The sequence below is a fragment of the Archangium sp. genome (genome assembly GCF_057119385.1).
Window position 1 is genome coordinate 159,920 of record NZ_DBNGVP010000061.1, and the last position, 17,459, is coordinate 177,378.

Here is a 17,459-nt window from a genome sequence, read left to right on the forward strand (position 1 = left end):
GAAAGGAGGCCGCTCCGTTTGTCCTCCACCATCCACAGCGCTCCTGGTGAGCCGGAGGACCCGAGGGACGAGCCCCGCAGGGAGGAGGCGCCCTGGACGCGCAGTGCACTCGCCCTGCGGCTGTTGGAGCAGGCGGAGGTCTGTGCGCTCGCGGGCCTGGATGTGAAGGGCCGCATCAGCCTCTGGACCCCCGGGGCGGAGCGGCTCACCGGGCATGCGAAGGCAGACCTCCTCGGAGAGCCGTTCTCCGTGCTCTCCCTGCCCGAGGAGCGGGAGCGCGTGGCGAGGGTCCTGCGCCAGGCCGGGCAGGAGGGACGGGGGGAGCTCGAGGGCTGGCTCGTGCGGCGCGACGGCTCCCGCTTCCGGGCCTCGCAGGTGCTCACCGCGCTGCATGACGCGGATGGGACGCTGGCCGGGTTCGCCTGTGCGCTCGGCCCCGCCGAGCCGCGGCGCGAGCTGGAGCTGCTGCGCCACCTGGGCGAGCTCATCCTCTCCTCCGTGGACGAGGGCGTGTACGGCCTGGACACCGAGGGCCGCACCACCTTCGTCAACCCGGCCGCGGCGCGCATGTTGGGGTGGACGCCGGAAGAGCTCATCGGCAAGCCCCAGCATCCGCTCATGCACGCCAGGCGCCCGGACGGCACGCCCCTGCCCGAGTCCGAGTGCCGCACCTACGCCGCCTTCCGGGAGGGCCGGACGTTCCACGTGACGGACGAGGTGTTCTGGCGGCGCGATGGCACCAGCTTCCCGGTGGAGTACCGCAGCAGCCCCGTCCGCGATGGCGAGCGCATCATCGGGGCGGTCATCACCTTCACGGACATCACCGAGCGGCTGCGCGCCCGCGAGCGCGAGCGGGAGCTGCTGCGCGAGCAGACGGCGCGCATCCAGGCGGAGGCGGTGGAGCGGCGCGTGCACGGCATGCTGGAGAGCATCTCCGATGCCTTCGTCGCCCTGGACCGGGCCTGGCGCTACTCCTACGTCAACCGCCGCGCCGAGGAGCTGTCCCACCGCTCGCGCGAGCAGATGCTCGGGAGGACTCCCCAGGAGGTGTTCCCGTTCTTCAGCGGCTCGCGCTCCGAGCAGGGCTTCCGCCAGGCCTTCACCGAGCAACGGGCCGTCCACTTCGAGGAGCACGACCCTCCGCGCGACACCTGGGTGGAGATGCACGTCTACCCCTCCGAGGAGGGGCTCGCCGTCTACTTCCGCGACATCACCGACCGCAAGCGCACCGAGGCGCGGCTGCGGCTCTTCGAGTCCATCGTGGTGAACGCCTACGACGGCGTGGTCATCCTGGAGCCCGAGCTGGAGGAGGGGCGGCGCACCCGGCGCATCCTCTACGCCAACGATGCCTTCTGCCGGATGACGGGCTACAGCCGGGAGGAGCTGCTCGAGTCGGAGTCCCTGCTCCTGGTGGGGCCGGAGACGGACCGGGGGGCCATCGAGCGCATGCGCGCGGCCCTCAGCCGCATGGAGCCCTTCCGCGAGGAGCTGCTCCTCTACCGCCAGGATGGCTCCACCCTCTGGACGGAGAGCACCCTGGTGCCCGTGAGCGACCAGGAAGGCGTGCTGAGTCACTGGGTGGCGGTGACGCGCGAGGTGTCGGAGCGCAAGCAGGCGGAGCGCACGGCCCTGCGGCTCGCCCGCGAGGAGGCGGCCCGCACCGAGGCCGAGGCGGCCCACGCGCGCATCGAGGCCATCCTGGAGAGCATCACCGACGCCTTCTTCGCCCTGGACCGGGAGCGGCGCTTCATCTTCGTCAACCGCCGCGCGGCCGAGGTGATGCAACGCCCGCGGGCGCAGCTGCTGGGCCAGCTCCTGGACGAGATGCTGCCGGAGGACGCGCGGGACGGGCTCGCCCGGGGCGTGCGCCAGGTGCTGGAGGGACGGGGCGCCTCGGAGTGCGAGATGTACTTCACCTCGCTCGGGGCGTGGTTCGAGTGCCACGTCAGCCCCTCGGGCGAGGGCGTCTCCGTGTACCTGCGCGAGGTGACGGCCCGCAAGCGCGCGGAGGAGGCGCGCCGCAGGCTCAGCTCCATCATCGAGGCCACGCCGGACTTCGTGGGCAGCACGGATCCCCAGGGCCGGGGCCTCTACCTCAACCGCGCGGGCCGGCGCATGGTGGGACTGGCGGAGGAGCAGGAGGCCCATGCCTGGAGCCTCGCCTCGGCCCACCCGGCCCCGGCCGCGCGGCGCCTGCTGGCCGAGAGCGTGCCCACCGCGCTGCGCGAGGGCGTGTGGATGGGGGAGACGGTGATGCGCTCGCCGGACGGACGGGAGTTTCCCGTGTCCCAGGTGCTGCTCGCCCACTTCGAGGGGGATGGGAAGCTGGAGATGTTCTCCACCATCATCCGCGACATCTCGGACCGGAAGCATGCCGAGGAGTCCCAGCAGTTCCTCTCCGAGAGCAGCCGGGTGCTGGTGGCCGCGTTGGAGTACGAGGCCACGCTGCGCAGCCTCGCCCGGCTGGTGGTGCCGCGCCTGGCCGACTACTGCGTGGTGTGCATCCGGGAGGACGGCGAGGTGCACCGCCTGGCCGTCGCCCACCGGGAGCCCAGCCGGGAGCCGCTGCTGCTCGCGCTCGGGCGCATGCGCTCCGGGAACCAGGCGCTGGTGGGCATGCAGAGCGTGTTGCGCACCGGCGAGCCGGAGCTCGTCCCCGAGGTGACGGACGCCTGGCTGCGCGCCTCCGCCGAGGACGAGGAGCACTTCACCACGCACCGGACCCTGGCGCCGCGCTCGCTGATGATCGTCCCGCTGGTGGCGCGCGGACGGACGCTGGGCGCCATCACCTTCGCCTCCACCGCGGAGTCGGGCCGGCGCTATGGCCCGGCGGACCTCTCGCTCGCCGAGGGCCTGGCCTCCCGCGCCGCCCTCACCCTGGACAACGCCCGGCTCTACAAGGACTCGCAACTGGCCACGCACGCGCGCGACGAGGTGCTCGCCGTCGTCTCGCACGACCTGCGCAATCCCCTCAACGTCATCTCCCTGGGGGCGACGTACCTGCTCAAGCACCTGCCCCAGGGCGAGCAGGGGACGTCGTGGCGCAAGCAGGCGGAGCTCATGCGGCGCTCGGCGGACCAGGCCGTCCACCTCATCCAGGACTTGCTGGAGGTGGCGAAGATCGAATCCGGGCGGCTGACGGTGGAGCGCCAGCCCCAGGACGTGGGCCCGTTGGTGGAGGACGCCATCGAGCTGCACCGGCCGCTGGCGGAGGCGAAGCGGTTGCGGCTGGAGCGGGAGCTGGAGGCGGAGCTGCCGGGGGTGCTGGCGGACCGGGGCCGGGTGCTGCAGGTGTTCTCCAACCTCATCGGCAATGCGTTGCGCTACACGCCCGAGGACGGACGCATCTGCGTGCGGGCCCGGCACGAGGGCCGGTTCGTGCGCTTCTTCGTGAGCGACACCGGCAAGGGGATTGCCCCGGAGCACCTGCCGCACCTCTTCGAGCGCTACTGGCAGCCGAAGGGGACGCGGGAGGGGGCGGGGCTGGGGTTGACCATCGCCAAGGGCATCGTCGAGGCCCACGGCGGCTACATCCTGGTGGAGAGCGAGCCGGGGAGGGGCAGCACCTTCTCCTTCACCTTGCCGGTGGACGAGGCGCCAGCAGCGCGGTGAGGACGTGGTCGCGCCAGCGGCCGTCGATGAGGACGAGCTCGCGCGCGAGGCCCTCGACGGAGAAGCCCACGCGGCGCAGCACGGCGGCGCTGCGGTGGTTGTCCGGGAGGTGGTTGGCGTGGATGCGGTGCAGGCCCATGATGCCGAAGGCGTAGTCGCACACGGCGTGCACGGCCTCGCTCATGAGCCCCTGGCCCTGGGTACGGTGGTCGAGCCCGAAGCCCATCTCACAGGACTGGAGGGGCCCGCGGCGGATGTCGGTGAGGGACACGCTGCCGAGTACGGGAGCGGAGGAGAGCGGGAGCTCGCGCGACAGCATGAAGAGCCGCAGGGCGAGACCGCGGCGCCAGTCCTCGGCGTCCTGGGCCAGGCGCGAGCGCCACCAGGTGACGGTGAAGAAGTTGTCGGGGCGCGCGGGGGAGACGGGGCCGAGGTGGCCGCGGTTGGCCTCGTGGTAGGCGAGCACCCGCGCGGCCCCATCCGGCGGGAGCAGGGCCAGGTGGAGACGCTCGGTGGTGAGGAGGACGGGGGGGGTGTCCGAGGGCATGAGGGGCGGAGGGGAGGGTAGCGCGTCCGGGGGCTCGCGCGGGCGCCGTGAAGGGGAGGCTCGACAGGGGCGGGCCGCTCACGTTGACTGGTGGAGGGTGGAGCCGCCATATGACGCCACGCATCGTCGAGGGAGACCTGCTGGAGCAGCGGGTCGATGCCATCGTGAACGCCTGGAACCGGAACATCATCCCGTGGTGGCTGCTGCTGCCGCAGGGGGTGTCGGGGGCCATCAAGAAGCGGGGAGGGCTGGAGCCGTTCCGCGAGCTGGCCCGGGTGGGGCCGATGCCGCTCGGCACGGCGGTGGTCACCTCGGCGGGCCGGCTGCCCCACCGGGGCATCATCCACGTGGCGGGCATCAACATGCTCTGGCGCTCGTCGGAGCGGGCGATTCGGGACTCGGTGACGAACGCGCTCGCCCGGGCGCGGGAGCACGGCTTCGGCTCGGTGGCGTTTCCGATCATCGGCGCCGGCAGCGGCGGCTTCGATGAGGACCGGGCTCTTGGAGTGATGCGTTCCACGCTGGAGGCACGTGACGTGGAGGTTGACGTCACCGTGGTCCGCTACCGGCGGCGCTGAGGCGGCTGGGGTGGAGCACTTTCGCGGGGAGAGCACATGATGCGCCGGTGGGTGTTGTTGCTCGGGGTGTTGCTGGCCGGATGCGCGGCCTCGGGCCCGTCCTCGCGAGGTGAGGAGGCGCTGGAGGAGGCGGACACGTGCCTCGCGCTCCTGTGCGACGAGGAGGTGTGTGGCTTCTTCCGCTGCGAGGACGTGGCGGTGGATGGGGTGGCCTCGAGTGGAGGTCCGGAGGCGGAGGAGGGGGCGGAGCCCGGGCGCGTGGTGCTGGCTCGTACCGGGAGCACGACGGTGGGCATCAACCTGCCCTCACCCGTCACGCCCATGCGCTACCGGGGCTGGCCGCTGAGGTACCCGGGGGAGCGAGAGCCCGTCTTCGTCATCCCCTGGAAGAACCACCCCCTGCGCAACCTGCTGCCGAGCCAGAAGCAGCTCATCGCGGAGGCCAACGAGAGGTTCAACCGGCCGCACGAGAAGCACCACATCTTCCCTCAGGAGTTCAAGGCGTGGTTCAAGGAGAAGGGCATCGACATCCATCAATGGACGATGCTCATCGAGAAGGATTTGCACGCGCGCATCCACCGGGGCCCGAGTGGAGGCCCATGGAATGCCGCATGGCGGCAGTTCAAGATGATGAATAATAAGGCCACGCAGGAGGAAATCTGGAAGTACGCCTGGGAGTTGTGCGTGCGCTTCGGCCTCTATGCACCCCTCCGGCCGTACTACGGTTCGGTTCCACTGCCGCCCCCCATCGGCTACTGAGGCGAGGATGCGATTCTACCGAGTGGAGGCTCCAGAGAGATTTCGTTGCTCCGAGCCCTCGGACCCCAAGGATTGGCCTTACACAGGCGAGTACACTGCGTCGCGTAAGTGGGGATTGCCTGGCGTCCACTGCCCCGCATGCGGAGCCATCTGGAGTGCGGGTTTTGCCTATCCGTGCGTGGACCTGTCAGGGGTGCCAGAGGCCAGGAAGCTCGAAGAACCCTATTTGGAGGAGGACTTCGAGGAGTTCGAACGACTGCGTGAGCTGGTGCGGCCCCTGATTCCGGCTGGCGGACTGCTGAGTCCTGGTTCGAAGTTCGGTCCGCTCGTCGGCTCGGCCAGAGGCACCTTCGCGCAACTCTTCATGATTCTCGACGACCTGCTCATCCGCCGTGAGGCGTTGGGGCAGCTGCGCGCCGAAGGTATCCAAGGGCTCGAGGACTGCCGCACGCAGCTGCGCTTCCGGCAACGTCAGGCGCCGGAGCTGCTGGAGCTTCAAATCGAGGCCCACGGTCTGTTGCACCGGGACTGCATTCCACAGGGAAAAGCCGTTCCGTGTAGGAAGTGTGGCCGGTATGGTTTCAGCCTCCCGAACAAGCCCCTTCTAGACCGCGCCTCCCTGCCCAAGCATCTGGACTTGTTCCGGCTGGCCAACTTCACCACCGTCATCGTGGCCAGCGAGCGCCTCGTGGAGGCCATCCACCGCCTCGGCTTCGAGGAGGTGTCCATCCGCGAGCTGCCCCTGCGCTGAGGCGGGGATTGAGGTAGACAGCCCCCATGCGTCTGCACCTCGTCGACGGTACCTATGAGCTCTACCGTGCCCACTTCTCGCCTCGCCCCGGAGCCACCGCTCCCGATGGCCGCGATGTGAAGGCCACCGTGGGGCTCGTCTCCTCGATGCTCGCGTTGCTGCACGACGCCAGCGAGTCCGTGACGCACGTGGCCCTGGCCTTCGACAACCCCATCCGCTCGTTCCGCAACGCGCTCTTCGCCGGCTACAAGTCCGACGACGGCGTTCCCCCCGAGCTCCATGCCCAGTTCGACCTCGCCGAGGAGGCCATGCGCGCCCTCGGGCTCACCGTCTGGTCCATGAAGGACTTCGAGGCGGATGATGCGCTCGCCACCGCCTCCGCGCGCTGGGCCGGACAGGTGGAGCAGGTGCGCCTGCTCACCCCCGACAAGGACCTCGGCCAGTGCGTGCGCGGCCAGAAGGTGGTCCAGGTGGACCGCAAGCAGCAGAAGGAATTGGACGAGGATGCGGTGCGGGCGAAGCTCGGCGTCGCCCCGGCGAGTGTGCCGGACCTGCTGGCGCTCGTGGGCGATGACGCCGATGGCATCCCCGGCCTGCCCGGCTTCGGAGAGAAGGGTGCGTCCGCTCTCCTCAACGCCTACGGCCACCTGGAGGCCATTCCCGCCGACGCGAGCGCCTGGTCCGTGCGCCCCCGCGGCGCGGACAAGCTCGCCGCCACCTTGCGCGAGCACCGCGAGGACGCGCTGCTGTACCGCAAGCTCGCCACCCTGGTGACGGATGCGCCCATCTCCAAGTCCCTCGAGGACCTCGCCTGGGCCGGCGTCCCCCGGGCGCGCTTCCTCTCCCTGTGCGACTCCCTCGGGCTCACCACGTTGAAGAGCCGCCCCAAGCGCTGGGCCGCCGATGCGGGGTGAGGCGCCTCGGGGGTTGCATGCCGCCCAGAAATGGCGCACATGGGCTCGGGGTTGAATACCGCCATGTCCACCGAGCTCAAGCCCATCGGGCTGAACATTCCTGGCAACGACGACAACTGGGTCCCCTCCATGGAGGACATGCCCTTCCACCGTCTGGGGGGCGAGGCCGGGGTGCAGGCCCTGGCCGAGGCCTTCTACGACGCCATGGATGCGAACGAGCCGGCGCTCGCCCGCCTGCACGAGCTGGATGAGCACGGCAAGGTGTCGCGCGGCATGCGCGAGCGCTTCGGCCTCTTCCTCATCGGCTGGCTGGGCGGGCCCCAGCACTACATGGAGAAGCACGGCCACCCGCGTCTGCGCATGCGCCACGGCCATGTCCCCGTGGACATCGCCCAGCGCGACGCCTGGCTGCGCTGCATGCAGCGCGCGATGGATGCCCGCGGCGTGAAGGGCAACGTGCGCCGCTTCCTCGACAACCGCTTCGCCGAAGTGGCCGACTTCCTGCGCAACACCGAGGGCTGAGTGAAGATCTGGGTCGACGCCGACGCGTGTCCGGGGCCGGTACGGGACATCCTCCTGCGCGCCTCGCAGCGCCTGCATGTCCCCACCGTCTTCGTGGCCAACAAGCGCCTCACCCTGCCTCGCTCGGAGCTCGTCTCCTCCGTGCAGGTGGGCGCGGGGCTCGACGTGGCGGATGGCTACATCGCCTCCTCCTCCGAGGCCGGAGACCTCGCCGTCACCCAGGACATTCCCCTCGCCGCGCTGCTCGTCCCCAAGGGCGTGGTGGTGATGGATCCCCGGGGCGAGCTCTTCAGCGAGGAGAACATCTCCGAGCGCCTCTCCGTGCGGAACTTCATGCAGGAGCTGCGCGACAGCGGCGTGATGACCGGCGGCCCGAGCGGCTTCTCCGCCCAGGACCGCCAGCAGTTCGCCGCCACGTTGGACCGGGAGCTCACCCGGCTGCTCAAGGCCCGGTAGCCGCGCCCGCTAGAAGCGCATCATCAGGCCCGGGCCCGCCGTGAGCGACTCGTTGCGCCGGCCCGTGCGCATCAGCACCGGCACCGGGACGGCCCGGAAGGTCTCGGAGGACTGGCTCCGCAGCCCCGGCGACGTGGGGGGATAGGGCGTCGGCTCCTCGGCGGTGACCAGCGCCGTGATGACGAAGGTGGCCGCGATGCCGCCGATGGCCGACAGCGGAACGGCCGGGCCATCCGCGAGCGCCGTGCCCGCCAGCAACAGCACCGCGCCCACGCCCATCGGCAGCACCGTGAGCTTGAAGACGCGCGACGCCGACAGCTCGAAGGGCACCGCCAGCAGGCCACCCACGCCCATGCCGAGCAGCGGCGCCACCAGCGTCGGCGCGAGGTTCGGGTCCTGGTCCCCCGGCTCCGAGAGCAGCACCGTGGACTGCACCAGCCCCGTGAGCACGAAGGCGTAGAGGGCGCTCATCCCCACGAGCGACGCATCGCCCTCGCTCACGTCACCGGGCAGCGACGTGGCCGCCAGCACGCCGATGATGCCGGCCTGCGTGGTGAGCAGCGTCGCGACGGCGCGGTCCCGCCCGCTGAGCCCCTGCTCGGTGCCGTAGCCGAAGCCGGCGAGGAAGCCCAGCGCGGCGCCTCCCGCGGCGAGCAGCGACTCGTTGCGCTCCACCGGGACGTAGTACTGGTACACGGCCGCGGCGGTGCCCAGCACCAGGCCTCCAATCACCGTGCCCACGTAGGCCCCGTTCTCCGACTCGAAGGTGTTGCCGAGGATGCCGCCCGTCACCGCGCCGCCGAGCAGCTCGGTGAAGACGAGCAGCAGGCCGCCGGAGCCGGAGGAGAAGCGGCTGTAGCGCTGCGCGCGCTCGGAGGCGGTCTCCGAGGGGCCCTGGGCCTCGGGCGGAGGCGGAGGGGGCGGCGGTGCCGGCTGCACCGCGGGCGGCGGAGGCGGAGGGGGCTGCGTGGCGGGCTGGGCGGCGGCCGGAGGCGGCGTCGCGGGCGAGGCCGGTTGGGTGGTGGTCGTGGTCGTGGTGGACTGCGCCCGCGCGACGCCATTCGCGGTCAGCAGGCCAAGACACATCAGGGATACGACGAGCCGCATACACAGGTCTCCTGGACTTGACGTGGAGGGAAAGATGGGTCGCGCGGCCCCGGGGTGCATCGTTCAATCCCTGGCGCTGTCTCGTCCCGTGGGGCGGTGCGGTGTCGGGTGTCATGCACCCGGAGCCCGGGTCTGTTGGCCGCGGGGGTTTCCAAAGGGGGAGGGCCGGCAGGGGTCCTTGAGGGCAGGCACGCCTCGGACGCGGGGCACTTGTGCCACAATGCCCGCACTCCGCGCCGTCTCCGGTCCCTCTCACCGGCTCCTCTTCATGACGACTTCCTTCCGTGCCCCGTCCTTCCCTCGGAGCCCGGTCTCCCCGGGACTGCTTCTCGCGAGCGCCGTGCTCCTGTGGCTCGGCGGCGTGGCGGGCTGTGCCCGGAGCGAGGCTCCACCGCCTCCCCTCGAGGCGAAGGTGGAGGGCCACTGGCTGCAACCGCTCGCCCACGGCAGCCAGCTGGTGCCGTGCGGGCATGGCCACCACGCCTGGGTCTGGTCGCCGAACCGGGCCGGGTTCTGGCTGGTGGACGCGGAGGGCCACCAGTCCGCCATCGAGGGCTTCGAGGACAAGGACTTCTGGGTCGTGAATGTGATGCCCACGGCCAACCCGGAGCGGGCGTGGGTCGTCGTGCAGGTGGCCTCGGCTTACAAGTCGAGCACCGTGCTCCTGCTGGTGGACCACCAGCGGCGCCTCGCGGTGCCCGAGGTGTCCGTGCCGGACATGTCGCTCGTGCCGTCCGAGGAACGCGAGCGGCTCTGGGTGGTCTCCAATTTCAATCTGCAGCAGATGCAGGTCGTCGATGACGCGGGCGAGGTGACGCAGGTGCGCCTCGGCAGCCCGGTGCCGGGATGGATCACCTCGCGCAAGGTGCTGCCCGTGGCCGAGGGCCGCCAGGGCTGGCTGGTGCTGGACCAGAGCCTGCTGCACGTGGACCCGCGCGCGGGCGCCCAATCCCTCTCGCGGCCCCTGCCCGTGCAGAACGTGTGGACCCTGCTCCCCACCCGGCAGCCCCAGCGCGCCTGGGTGCTCGCGGAGCTGCCCGGCAGGAGTGGAGCCCAGTTCCTCCTCGTCAGCCGGGAGGGCGTGAAGACCACCGCGACGCCCCTGCTCGGCGACGTCCGGCGGCTCTTCGCCCACCACGACGCCAACTTCGTCTGGGCGTTGCTGTCCCCGGGCCCCGGTGCCGGGCCGAGCCCGGCTTCCGAGTTGAAGCTCGTGGGGCTCGATGGGAAGACGGTGGGCTCCGGCGTGACGTTGGAGGGAATGCCCGACGTGGAGCGCTCGCCGGAGGGGCACCTCTGGGTGGTGGACGAGCGCCGCGTCTACCTCCTGGGGGAGGGCGGAGGCGAGGTGGCGCGCAGCGCGGACGCGGAGGGGCTGGGCCGGGCCGAACTCTACCCCGTGTCGGCGGAGCGCGCCTGGGTGGTGACGGAGGACGGGGGGATCCGCCTGCTGTCGGTGAAGGGACGGACCCTCACCTCGGGAGACCAGTCGGTGACGGGCCTCCACGAGCCCCGCTTGATGGCGTTGGACACGCATGGTGGGTGGGCGCTGTCGGATGGGGGCACGCGGCTGCACCGGCTCACGCTCGGGCCGGGCGGGCTGCAGGCCACGCAGGTGCTCGAGGGCGCGGGGCTGAACGACGTGTTCCCGATCCGGGGCACCGGCCGCGCGTGGGTGACGGGCATCCCGAGGGGTTTGCTGTACGGACCGGCCTCGGAGGTGGGGCGTGTGCGGGTGGGCTTCGCGGGCGGGGCCTGGCTCGAGCGCGACGCGAAGGGCGAGGTGCGGGTGGAGGGCCGGCTGGATGCGGGCGCGCCGCTGGAGTCGCTGGAGCTCGACTGGCCCGGGCTCGCGCAGGCGGCGGGAGCGGGGCGCACGCTGCGGCTCGAGCTGCGCGCGGAGGACGGCAAGGGCGCGCTGGTGGGGCAGGGCGTGCGGCGGCTCGCGGAGCCGTCCGGTGTGCTCTTCCAGTGGACGGAGCCGCCGGGGAGCGCGGAGCAGCTCTACCGCGCCGTGGTGGCGCACGAGGTGGAGAATGGCACCCGGCTCACCGCCACCTTCGAGCACGTGCCCTTCGGCATGCCGCTGTTCGACCGCGTCTGGGTGCGCACCGCGCTGGCGTGCCTCGCGGTGACGTTGCTGTTGTTGCTGCCCATGTTGCTGCTGCGTCCCTCGGCGGTGAGCCGTCAGTGGCTGCCGCTCGCCGGCTATGTCGTCACCGGGGTGGGGGCGGGCGGTGGCGAGCTGCTGGGGCTGCTGGACGGGCTGCGCATCCACCTGCCCACGGTGCTCGCCGTGGCGTGCGCCGAGCTGGTGCTGTGCGCGGGCCTGGGGCTGCTGTCTCCGGCCGTGTTCCGCCGGCTCGTCTTCACGCACCCGTTCTCCTGGGCCGCCGCGCCGCTGCTGCGCTCGCCCTCCTTCCGGCGCCGCTTCTTCGCCACGCACGTGCGGCAGGTCCGCCGCCGGGTGGACGTGGCCTCCGCCCAGGCCAATGGCGAGGTCTTCGTGGAGCTCTCCTCGCACGTCACCGAGTACGCCGGCCCCGGAGTCGCGCCCTCGTCCTCGGAGCGCACGGCCGAGGAGCTGTGCGGGCTGCTCACGCGCGGGCGCGCGCACCTGCTCATCCAGTGCGCGGGAGGCCGGGGCAAGAGCGCGCTGCTGCGGCGGGTGGTGCGGCTGTCGCTGGAGCACTTCGAGAAGCAGCCGTCCTCGCCGCTGCCGGTGTTCATCGACCCGGCGGCGGAGGACCTGGAGACGGCCGCGAAGGAGGCGCTGCAGGACCTGGGGCTGCCGGAGGCACTGCGGGACGTGCTGCTGGAGTCGGGGGACTTCTTCCTGGTGCTGGACGGCCTCACCGAGTCGAAGCTGGAGCCGGAGGCGCTGCGCCGCTACCTGGAGCGGGAGATGGGGCTGCACGCGCCGGTGCTGCTGTCGGCGAGGCCCAACGAGGCGTACCGGACGGCGATGGCGCACGCGCTGCGGTGGATGGCGGTGGAGCCGAAGCGGCTGGACGCGGCGGGGCTGGAGCGCTTCCAGGCGGCGTACCCGGGTCCGGATGGCAAGCCGGTGCCGCTCTCCGAGTCCCTCCTGCGCATCTGCCGGGGACGCGCGGCGGACGGCTCGTACGTGCCCATTCTCGTGCGCCTGGCGCTGCGCTTTGGCGCGGGAGGGGTGGACAGCGTCATCAACCTCTACCGGGCGGTGTTCGCGGGGCTGTTGAAGAAGGCGCCGGACGACGCGGAGACCTCGGAGTTGCTGGGCTTCGCGGAGGCGCTGTGCCTGGGCAGCTACTGGCAGCATCGCAGCCGGCTCATCGTCTTCCGCGACAGTCCGGACGAGGCGAAGTTGCGGATGCTGCTGGACGCGGGGCTGCTGGTGGCGGCGGACGCGAGGCCGGGGCCGGTGCCCACGCACGTGCGCTTCTTCCACGACTCGATGCAGAGCTACCTCACGGCGCGGGCGCTGTACGCGCAATACGCCGCACAGGAGCGGTGGGACTGCCTGTGGCGCGCGGCGGGCGAGCCGGGCTTCGCGCGGGAGCAGTCGGACCTGATGACGGAGGCGGGCTCGGAGCTGTTCCAGATGTGCTCGTACGTCTTCGGCCATGACGCGCGGCTGAAGGCCGAGCTGCTGCGGCACCTGGAGCAGTGCGCGGGCGCGAACGACGAGCGGCTGAACAAGGAGGGCATCCTGGCGGCGGTGCCGGAGGAGCTGCGGCCCGCGTTGCGCAAGTCCGGCCGGGTGATGTCACCGGGGATGCTGCTGAGCGAGGCGAGCCGCGTCTGCGGAGAGCACACGGATGGGGAGTCGCTCTTCGTGCTCTACGCGCGGATTGCTCCGCTGGCCTGGCCCTGGAAGCCCGAGGACGCGAGTCCGGCACGGTCGCAAGAGGACGCGAACGCGGCGTAACTCGAGCATCCCCTCCCTCGCCCGCCGGGAGAGGGTCGGGGTGAGGGTATCTCGTGTCCAGAGTTCCCCACTCGAGCCCCCACTCGAGCGGGCCGTGACACACGGGGGTTCACCGGGAGCCCGCGAGTGACTACGCATGGCGGCGTACTCCCGTGCCCGTCACCCTGCCAGCCCATGCCGCCGCGGTGCTCCCGTTCTTCCGGCTGTCCCGGAGGGGCGTGCTTCCCACCGCGCTCGTCGTCGGCGCCTGTGCGCCCGATCTCTCCTACGTGTACGCGGTGCGCGAGCTCGGCGACTCCGCGCACGAGTTCCCCGGCTTCGTCCTCTTCTGCGTGCCCGTGGGGCTCGCGGTGCTGCTGTGGCTGGAGGCGCTCATCCTCCCCGCGCTCAGACACGCCCTGCCCGAGCTCCTGGGCGTGCAGTGGGGCCGTTTCGCTCGCACCGGGGGACTGCCTCGAACGCTCGCGGGCTGGATGGCCACGGTGGCGGCCCTGGTGCTCGGCGCGAGCACCCACCTGCTCTGGGATGGCTTCACCCACGCCGGCATGTGGCCCGCGGACGTGCTCTACCCGGACATCCTCGTCCCCGTGGGGAGCCGGGACCTGCCGCTGGCCCGCGTCCTCCAGCACTCCTCCTCGCTGGTGGGCTCGCTCGTGGTGCTCGGGTACATGGCGAGCCGCTACCGGTACCTGGAGCCCGTGCCCGGCGGCTCCTGGGCGGACGGCCTCCGCGTGCTGGTGCCCACGGCGGCCGGGGCCGTGCTGGGACTGGTGCTGCGGCTCTCCCGCTTCCAGGACATGGGGGCGCTGGAGGCGCAGCTGTGGTGGGCCTTCTGGCCCACCGTGACGGGGGCGCTCGCGGGGCTCACCGTGGGGTGCGCGCTCGTCCGCTGGCGCCGGCCCTCATGAGCGGTGGTGCTCCACCTGCTCCAGGGCCCGCCGCAACTGGGGCAGCGCATACGGCTTGGGCAACATCACCGCGCCCTCCAGCCGCTCGGCGCCACCGGTGAGCACCGCGTTCCCCAGCCCCGAGGCGATGATGATGCCCATGCCGGGCCTGTGCCGCACCGCCTCCCGGGCCAGCTCCACCCCCGACGAGCCCGGCAGCGTCACATCCGTGAAGAGCACGCCGAAGCCCCCGCCCTCCAGGGCCGTCCGGGCCTCCTCCGCGCTCGACACCGCCAGCACGTCGAAGCCCAGCAGCTCCAGCAGCTCGCACGCCGAGGAGCGGATCTCCTCATCGTCCTCCACCAGCAGCACGCGCTGCCGCCGGGCGGACTCCTTCGCCGCGCGGGCCGCCGGTTTCCGCATGCGGTTGTCGAGCAACTGCCGCACCTTGCGCGCCATGTCCTCGCGGCGGTGGGGCTTGCTCAGCAGGTGGACGCCCGGGTCGAGCCGTCCTCCCGTCGCGAGGGTGTCCTCCGTGTAGCCCGAGGTGAAGAGCACCTCGAGCGCCGGTTGCAGCTCGCGGGCGCGCCGGGCCAGCTCGGCGCCGCGGATGGGCCCCGGCATCACCACGTCGGTGAACAACAGGTCCACGGAGATGCCGCTCTGGAGGATGGCCAGCGCGCTCTGCCCGTCGGCGGCCTTGAGCACGCGGTAGCCCAGCTCCGTCAGCATCTCCACCACCGTGGCACGCACCTCGGCGTTGTCTTCCACCACCAGGAGGGTCTCGCTCCCTCCCTCCACCGGGCCCGTGGAGGACTCGGTGGGTACCGTCTCCTCTGCCTGCAGCGCGCGGGGCAGGAACAGCTCGATCGTCGTGCCGCGCCCCACCTGGCTGGAGAGCTGGATGTGGCCACCGCTCTGCTTCACGAAGCCATACACCATGCTCAAACCGAGCCCCGTGCCACGGCCCTCGGGCTTGGTGGTGAAGAAGGGCTCGAAGACGCGCTCCAGCACCTCCGGGGGCATGCCGCAGCCGGTGTCGGAGACGGCCAGCAGCACGTACTCCCCGGGCTGCACCTCCGGGGGCAACCGGGCATCCCGTTGCTCCAGCCGGGCGTTGCGCGCTTCGATTCTCAGCTTGCCACCCTCCGGCATCGCATCCCGGGCGTTGATGGCCAGGTTGAGGAGCACGTTCTCGAGCTGGTTGGGGTCCGCGAACGTGTTCCACAGGTCGCCCGGCAGGAGCGTCTCGACCTCGATGCGCTCGCCCAGGGGGCGGCGCAGCATGTCATCCATGCCGCGCACGAGCCGGCCCACGTTGAAGACGAGCGGCTGCAGGGGCTGGCGGCGCGCGAACGCGAGCAGATGGGAGGCGAGCTTCGCACCCCGCTCCACGGCCCCGACGGCGGTCCTCAAGCGGCTCAGGGCGCGTGCGTTGCCGGCCACGTCGCGCTGCAGGAGCTGGAGGTTGCCGCCGATGACCTGCAGCAGGTTGTTGAAGTCGTGCGCCACGCCGCCGGTGAGCTGGCCCACGGCCTCCATCTTCTGCGATTGACGCAGCTGCTCCTCGGTCTGGCGCTGCTCGGTGATGTCGCGCGCGACGCAGTAGATCACCCCGTCCTCGGGCACGGGCACCGCCGTCCAGGAGAGCCGGCGGTAGGTGCCGTTGCGGTGCCTCAAGGAGTTCTCGAAGCGCAACGTCCGGTTGCCCGCGGCCAGGTTCTCCACCTCGGCCCGCGTCTTCTCGTGGTCGTCGGGGTGCTCCATCCAGGCGGACGTCTTGCCCAGCAGCTCCTCCTCCGTCCACCCGAGCAGCGTGGTCCACGCCGGGTTGACGCTCAGGTACCTGCCCTCCAGGTCCGCCACCAGCAGCAGATCCTGCGAGACGTTCCAGATGCGGTCTCGCTCGCGCGTGCGCTGCTCCACCCGCTGCGCGAGCAGCGCGTTGGCCCGCCGCAGCTCCTCCATCACCTTGACGCGCGCGCACGCCGTCCAGATGCGATCGGCCACGTCGTGGATGAACTCGCACTCCTCCGGGGACCAGTGGCGCACCACCGGGTCATGCAGGAACAGGACGGCGGACAGACGCCCGTGCTCCATCAGCGGCACGTTGAGCAGGGCCCGGATGCCGAAGGACAGCAGTCTGTCCGCGCCCAGGACCGACCGCGGATCCTTCTCGACATCCGGGATGATGACCGTCTCACCGCGCTCGAGGTTCTCGTGGTGGCCGTAGTCGGCGAACCGATGCTCGCCGGCCACGCTGGCGACGGCGGGACCGGAGACCCAGTCCTGCTCTATCTCGAAGAGCTGCCGGGCCGCGTCGAACGTGCCGTAGCCCGCTCGCGAGACGCCGAAGAGGCGCCCGACGATCTCCATGGCCATGGCGGCGATGCGGGCCGTGTCGCTCGCGTCCCGCAGCCGGTCGCCGAGCTCGACGAGGGCGGACTGGCGCAGCTCCGCCTTCTTCCGCTCGTGGATGTCGAGCAGCACGCCCGGGAAGCGCAGCGGCCTGCCATCGGGGGTGTGCTCGCAGTGGCCGTTGGCTTCGATCCACCGGAAGGAGCCGTCGAGTTGCCGGACGCGGTACTCGGCGCGGTAGGTGCCGCCGGTCTCCACCGTCCGGGACACCAAGGCCCGGATTCGAGCGCTGTCCTCGGGGTGGATGGACTCCGCGACCACGCTGAGGGGCAGGCCCTGGGCGGCCCGCTGAGGATCGATGGAGAAGGAGCGGGCGAAGCGCTCGTCGGCGGTGAAGCGGTCGGTGGTGATGTCCCAGACCCAGGTGCCGATCACCGCGCCCGCGTTGAGCGCGAGCTGGAGCCGCTCATTGGCCTGGCGCAGCGCGTCCTCGGCCTGCTTGCGCTGGGTCACGTCCTGGACGACTCCCCGGAGCCGGACGGGCCTGCCGTCGGCATCGCGGAGGAACTCGGCGTGGCGGGAGATCCACCGCAGCTCACCGGTGTCATGCCGGCGGATGCGGTAATCGACGGTGGTCCTCGCGAGGCCCTGGGCGCGCGACTCGGCGGTCGAGGCGACCTGCCGGTCCTCGGGGAGGATGAGGGCCTCGATGGCGGACGCCGGCAGGACGTCCACGGGCTCGAGGCCGTACAGGCGGCAGAACTCCGGGGTCACGGTCATCAAATCGGTGGAGATCTCCACCGTGAACACGCCGATGCCCCCGGCCTCCTGGGCGATGCGCAGCTGCTCTTTTCTCTCCTGGAGGCACTCCTCGGCCCGCTGAGGCTCGGCGAGGGGCGCCGAGGTTTCCGGGGCGGTGGGGGTGTTGGACAGGGGAAGGCGCATGGAGGTGCGGCAGCAGGGCGAGCGTCGAGACGACTGTTGCCGTGCAATGCCTCGTGGCGCAAGAGGACAGGCCTCCGGACGTGTCTTCGGGGATGGAACGGGAGGCCGTCTCA

12 protein-coding genes are annotated in these 17,459 nt (G+C 71.5%); 9 read left to right on the forward strand and 3 right to left on the reverse strand.

The features are described from left to right. The first annotated feature begins 18 nt into the window (after positions 1-18). Complete coding sequence (locus AC16DP_RS14065; RefSeq protein ID WP_329733711.1) at positions 19-3,612, forward strand: PAS domain S-box protein; 3,594 nt, start codon at positions 19-21, stop codon at positions 3,610-3,612. On the opposite strand, the gene AC16DP_RS14070 is transcribed toward AC16DP_RS14065, so the two are convergent. Continuing rightward, the gene (locus AC16DP_RS14070) at positions 3,575-4,159 is read right to left on the reverse strand and encodes a GNAT family N-acetyltransferase (protein ID WP_329733712.1); all 585 of its coding nucleotides are present in this window, start codon (positions 4,157-4,159) and stop codon (positions 3,575-3,577) included. The two genes, AC16DP_RS14065 and AC16DP_RS14070, sit on opposite strands and share 38 nt — an antisense overlap. A gap of 110 nt (positions 4,160-4,269) precedes the next feature. On the opposite strand from AC16DP_RS14070, the gene AC16DP_RS14075 reads away from it, so the two are divergent. The 6 genes from AC16DP_RS14075 to AC16DP_RS14100 all read left to right on the forward strand — a co-directional run bounded on the left by AC16DP_RS14075 (position 4,270) and on the right by AC16DP_RS14100 (position 8,139). Further along, positions 4,270-4,737, forward strand: a complete 468-nt coding sequence (locus tag AC16DP_RS14075; protein ID WP_329733713.1) for a macro domain-containing protein — start codon at positions 4,270-4,272, stop codon at positions 4,735-4,737. A gap of 36 nt (positions 4,738-4,773) precedes the next feature. Continuing rightward, positions 4,774-5,496, forward strand: a complete 723-nt coding sequence (sitA6, locus tag AC16DP_RS14080; RefSeq protein WP_329733714.1) for a SitA6 family polymorphic toxin lipoprotein — start codon at positions 4,774-4,776, stop codon at positions 5,494-5,496. A 7-nt stretch (positions 5,497-5,503) separates the two neighbouring features. After that, a complete protein-coding gene (gene sitI6 / locus AC16DP_RS14085) occupies positions 5,504-6,247 on the forward strand; it encodes a SitI6 family double-CXXCG motif immunity protein (RefSeq protein WP_329733715.1) in 744 nt (247 codons plus the stop codon). Positions 6,248-6,273: 26 nt separating this feature from the next. Further along, positions 6,274-7,161 carry a 5'-3' exonuclease gene (locus AC16DP_RS14090; RefSeq protein WP_329733716.1) on the forward strand — a complete coding sequence of 296 codons (888 nt, stop codon included), beginning with the start codon at positions 6,274-6,276 and terminating at the stop codon, positions 7,159-7,161. Positions 7,162-7,224: 63 nt separating this feature from the next. Next, positions 7,225-7,683, forward strand: a complete 459-nt coding sequence (locus tag AC16DP_RS14095; RefSeq protein ID WP_329733717.1) for a group II truncated hemoglobin — start codon at positions 7,225-7,227, stop codon at positions 7,681-7,683. Continuing rightward, on the forward strand, positions 7,684-8,139 hold the full coding sequence (locus AC16DP_RS14100) for a YaiI/YqxD family protein (protein ID WP_329733718.1): 456 nt from the start codon (positions 7,684-7,686) through the stop codon (positions 8,137-8,139). A 9-nt stretch (positions 8,140-8,148) separates the two neighbouring features. On the opposite strand, the gene AC16DP_RS14105 is transcribed toward AC16DP_RS14100, so the two are convergent. Continuing rightward, a complete protein-coding gene (locus AC16DP_RS14105; protein ID WP_329733719.1) occupies positions 8,149-9,246 on the reverse strand; it encodes a hypothetical protein in 1,098 nt (365 codons plus the stop codon). Between the two features lie 268 nt (positions 9,247-9,514). Here AC16DP_RS14105 and AC16DP_RS14110 point away from each other — a divergent pair, with 268 nt between their 5' ends. Together AC16DP_RS14110 and AC16DP_RS14115 are read left to right on the forward strand one after the other, a co-directional pair. Then, on the forward strand, positions 9,515-13,156 hold the full coding sequence (locus tag AC16DP_RS14110; protein ID WP_483956721.1) for a hypothetical protein: 3,642 nt from the start codon (positions 9,515-9,517) through the stop codon (positions 13,154-13,156). A gap of 152 nt (positions 13,157-13,308) precedes the next feature. After that, positions 13,309-14,064 (forward strand): DUF4184 family protein, encoded by a 756-nt coding sequence (locus AC16DP_RS14115; RefSeq protein ID WP_329733721.1) that lies wholly within the window; start codon positions 13,309-13,311, stop codon positions 14,062-14,064. On the opposite strand, the gene AC16DP_RS14120 is transcribed toward AC16DP_RS14115, so the two are convergent. Beyond that, the gene (locus AC16DP_RS14120; protein ID WP_329733722.1) at positions 14,059-17,346 is read right to left on the reverse strand and encodes a PAS domain S-box protein; all 3,288 of its coding nucleotides are present in this window, start codon (positions 17,344-17,346) and stop codon (positions 14,059-14,061) included. The genes AC16DP_RS14115 and AC16DP_RS14120 overlap by 6 nt on opposite strands. Positions 17,347-17,459: the final 113 nt, after the last annotated feature.

Excerpts from the sequence above, each read along its gene's own strand:
- AC16DP_RS14095 (WP_329733717.1), top strand. The coding sequence starts at position 7,225 with ATGTCCACCGAGCTCAAGCCCATCGGGCTGAACATTCCTGGCAACGAC.
- AC16DP_RS14075 (WP_329733713.1), top strand. The coding sequence starts at position 4,270 with ATGACGCCACGCATCGTCGAGGGAGACCTGCTGGAGCAGCGGGTCGAT.
- AC16DP_RS14090 (WP_329733716.1), top strand. The coding sequence starts at position 6,274 with ATGCGTCTGCACCTCGTCGACGGTACCTATGAGCTCTACCGTGCCCAC.
- sitA6 (WP_329733714.1), top strand. The coding sequence starts at position 4,774 with ATGATGCGCCGGTGGGTGTTGTTGCTCGGGGTGTTGCTGGCCGGATGC.
- AC16DP_RS14110 (WP_483956721.1), top strand. The coding sequence starts at position 9,515 with ATGACGACTTCCTTCCGTGCCCCGTCCTTCCCTCGGAGCCCGGTCTCC.
- AC16DP_RS14070 (WP_329733712.1), bottom strand. The coding sequence starts at position 4,159 with ATGCCCTCGGACACCCCCCCCGTCCTCCTCACCACCGAGCGTCTCCAC.
- AC16DP_RS14105 (WP_329733719.1), bottom strand. The coding sequence starts at position 9,246 with ATGCGGCTCGTCGTATCCCTGATGTGTCTTGGCCTGCTGACCGCGAAT.
- AC16DP_RS14120 (WP_329733722.1), bottom strand. The coding sequence starts at position 17,346 with ATGCGCCTTCCCCTGTCCAACACCCCCACCGCCCCGGAAACCTCGGCG.
- sitI6 (WP_329733715.1), top strand. The coding sequence starts at position 5,504 with ATGCGATTCTACCGAGTGGAGGCTCCAGAGAGATTTCGTTGCTCCGAG.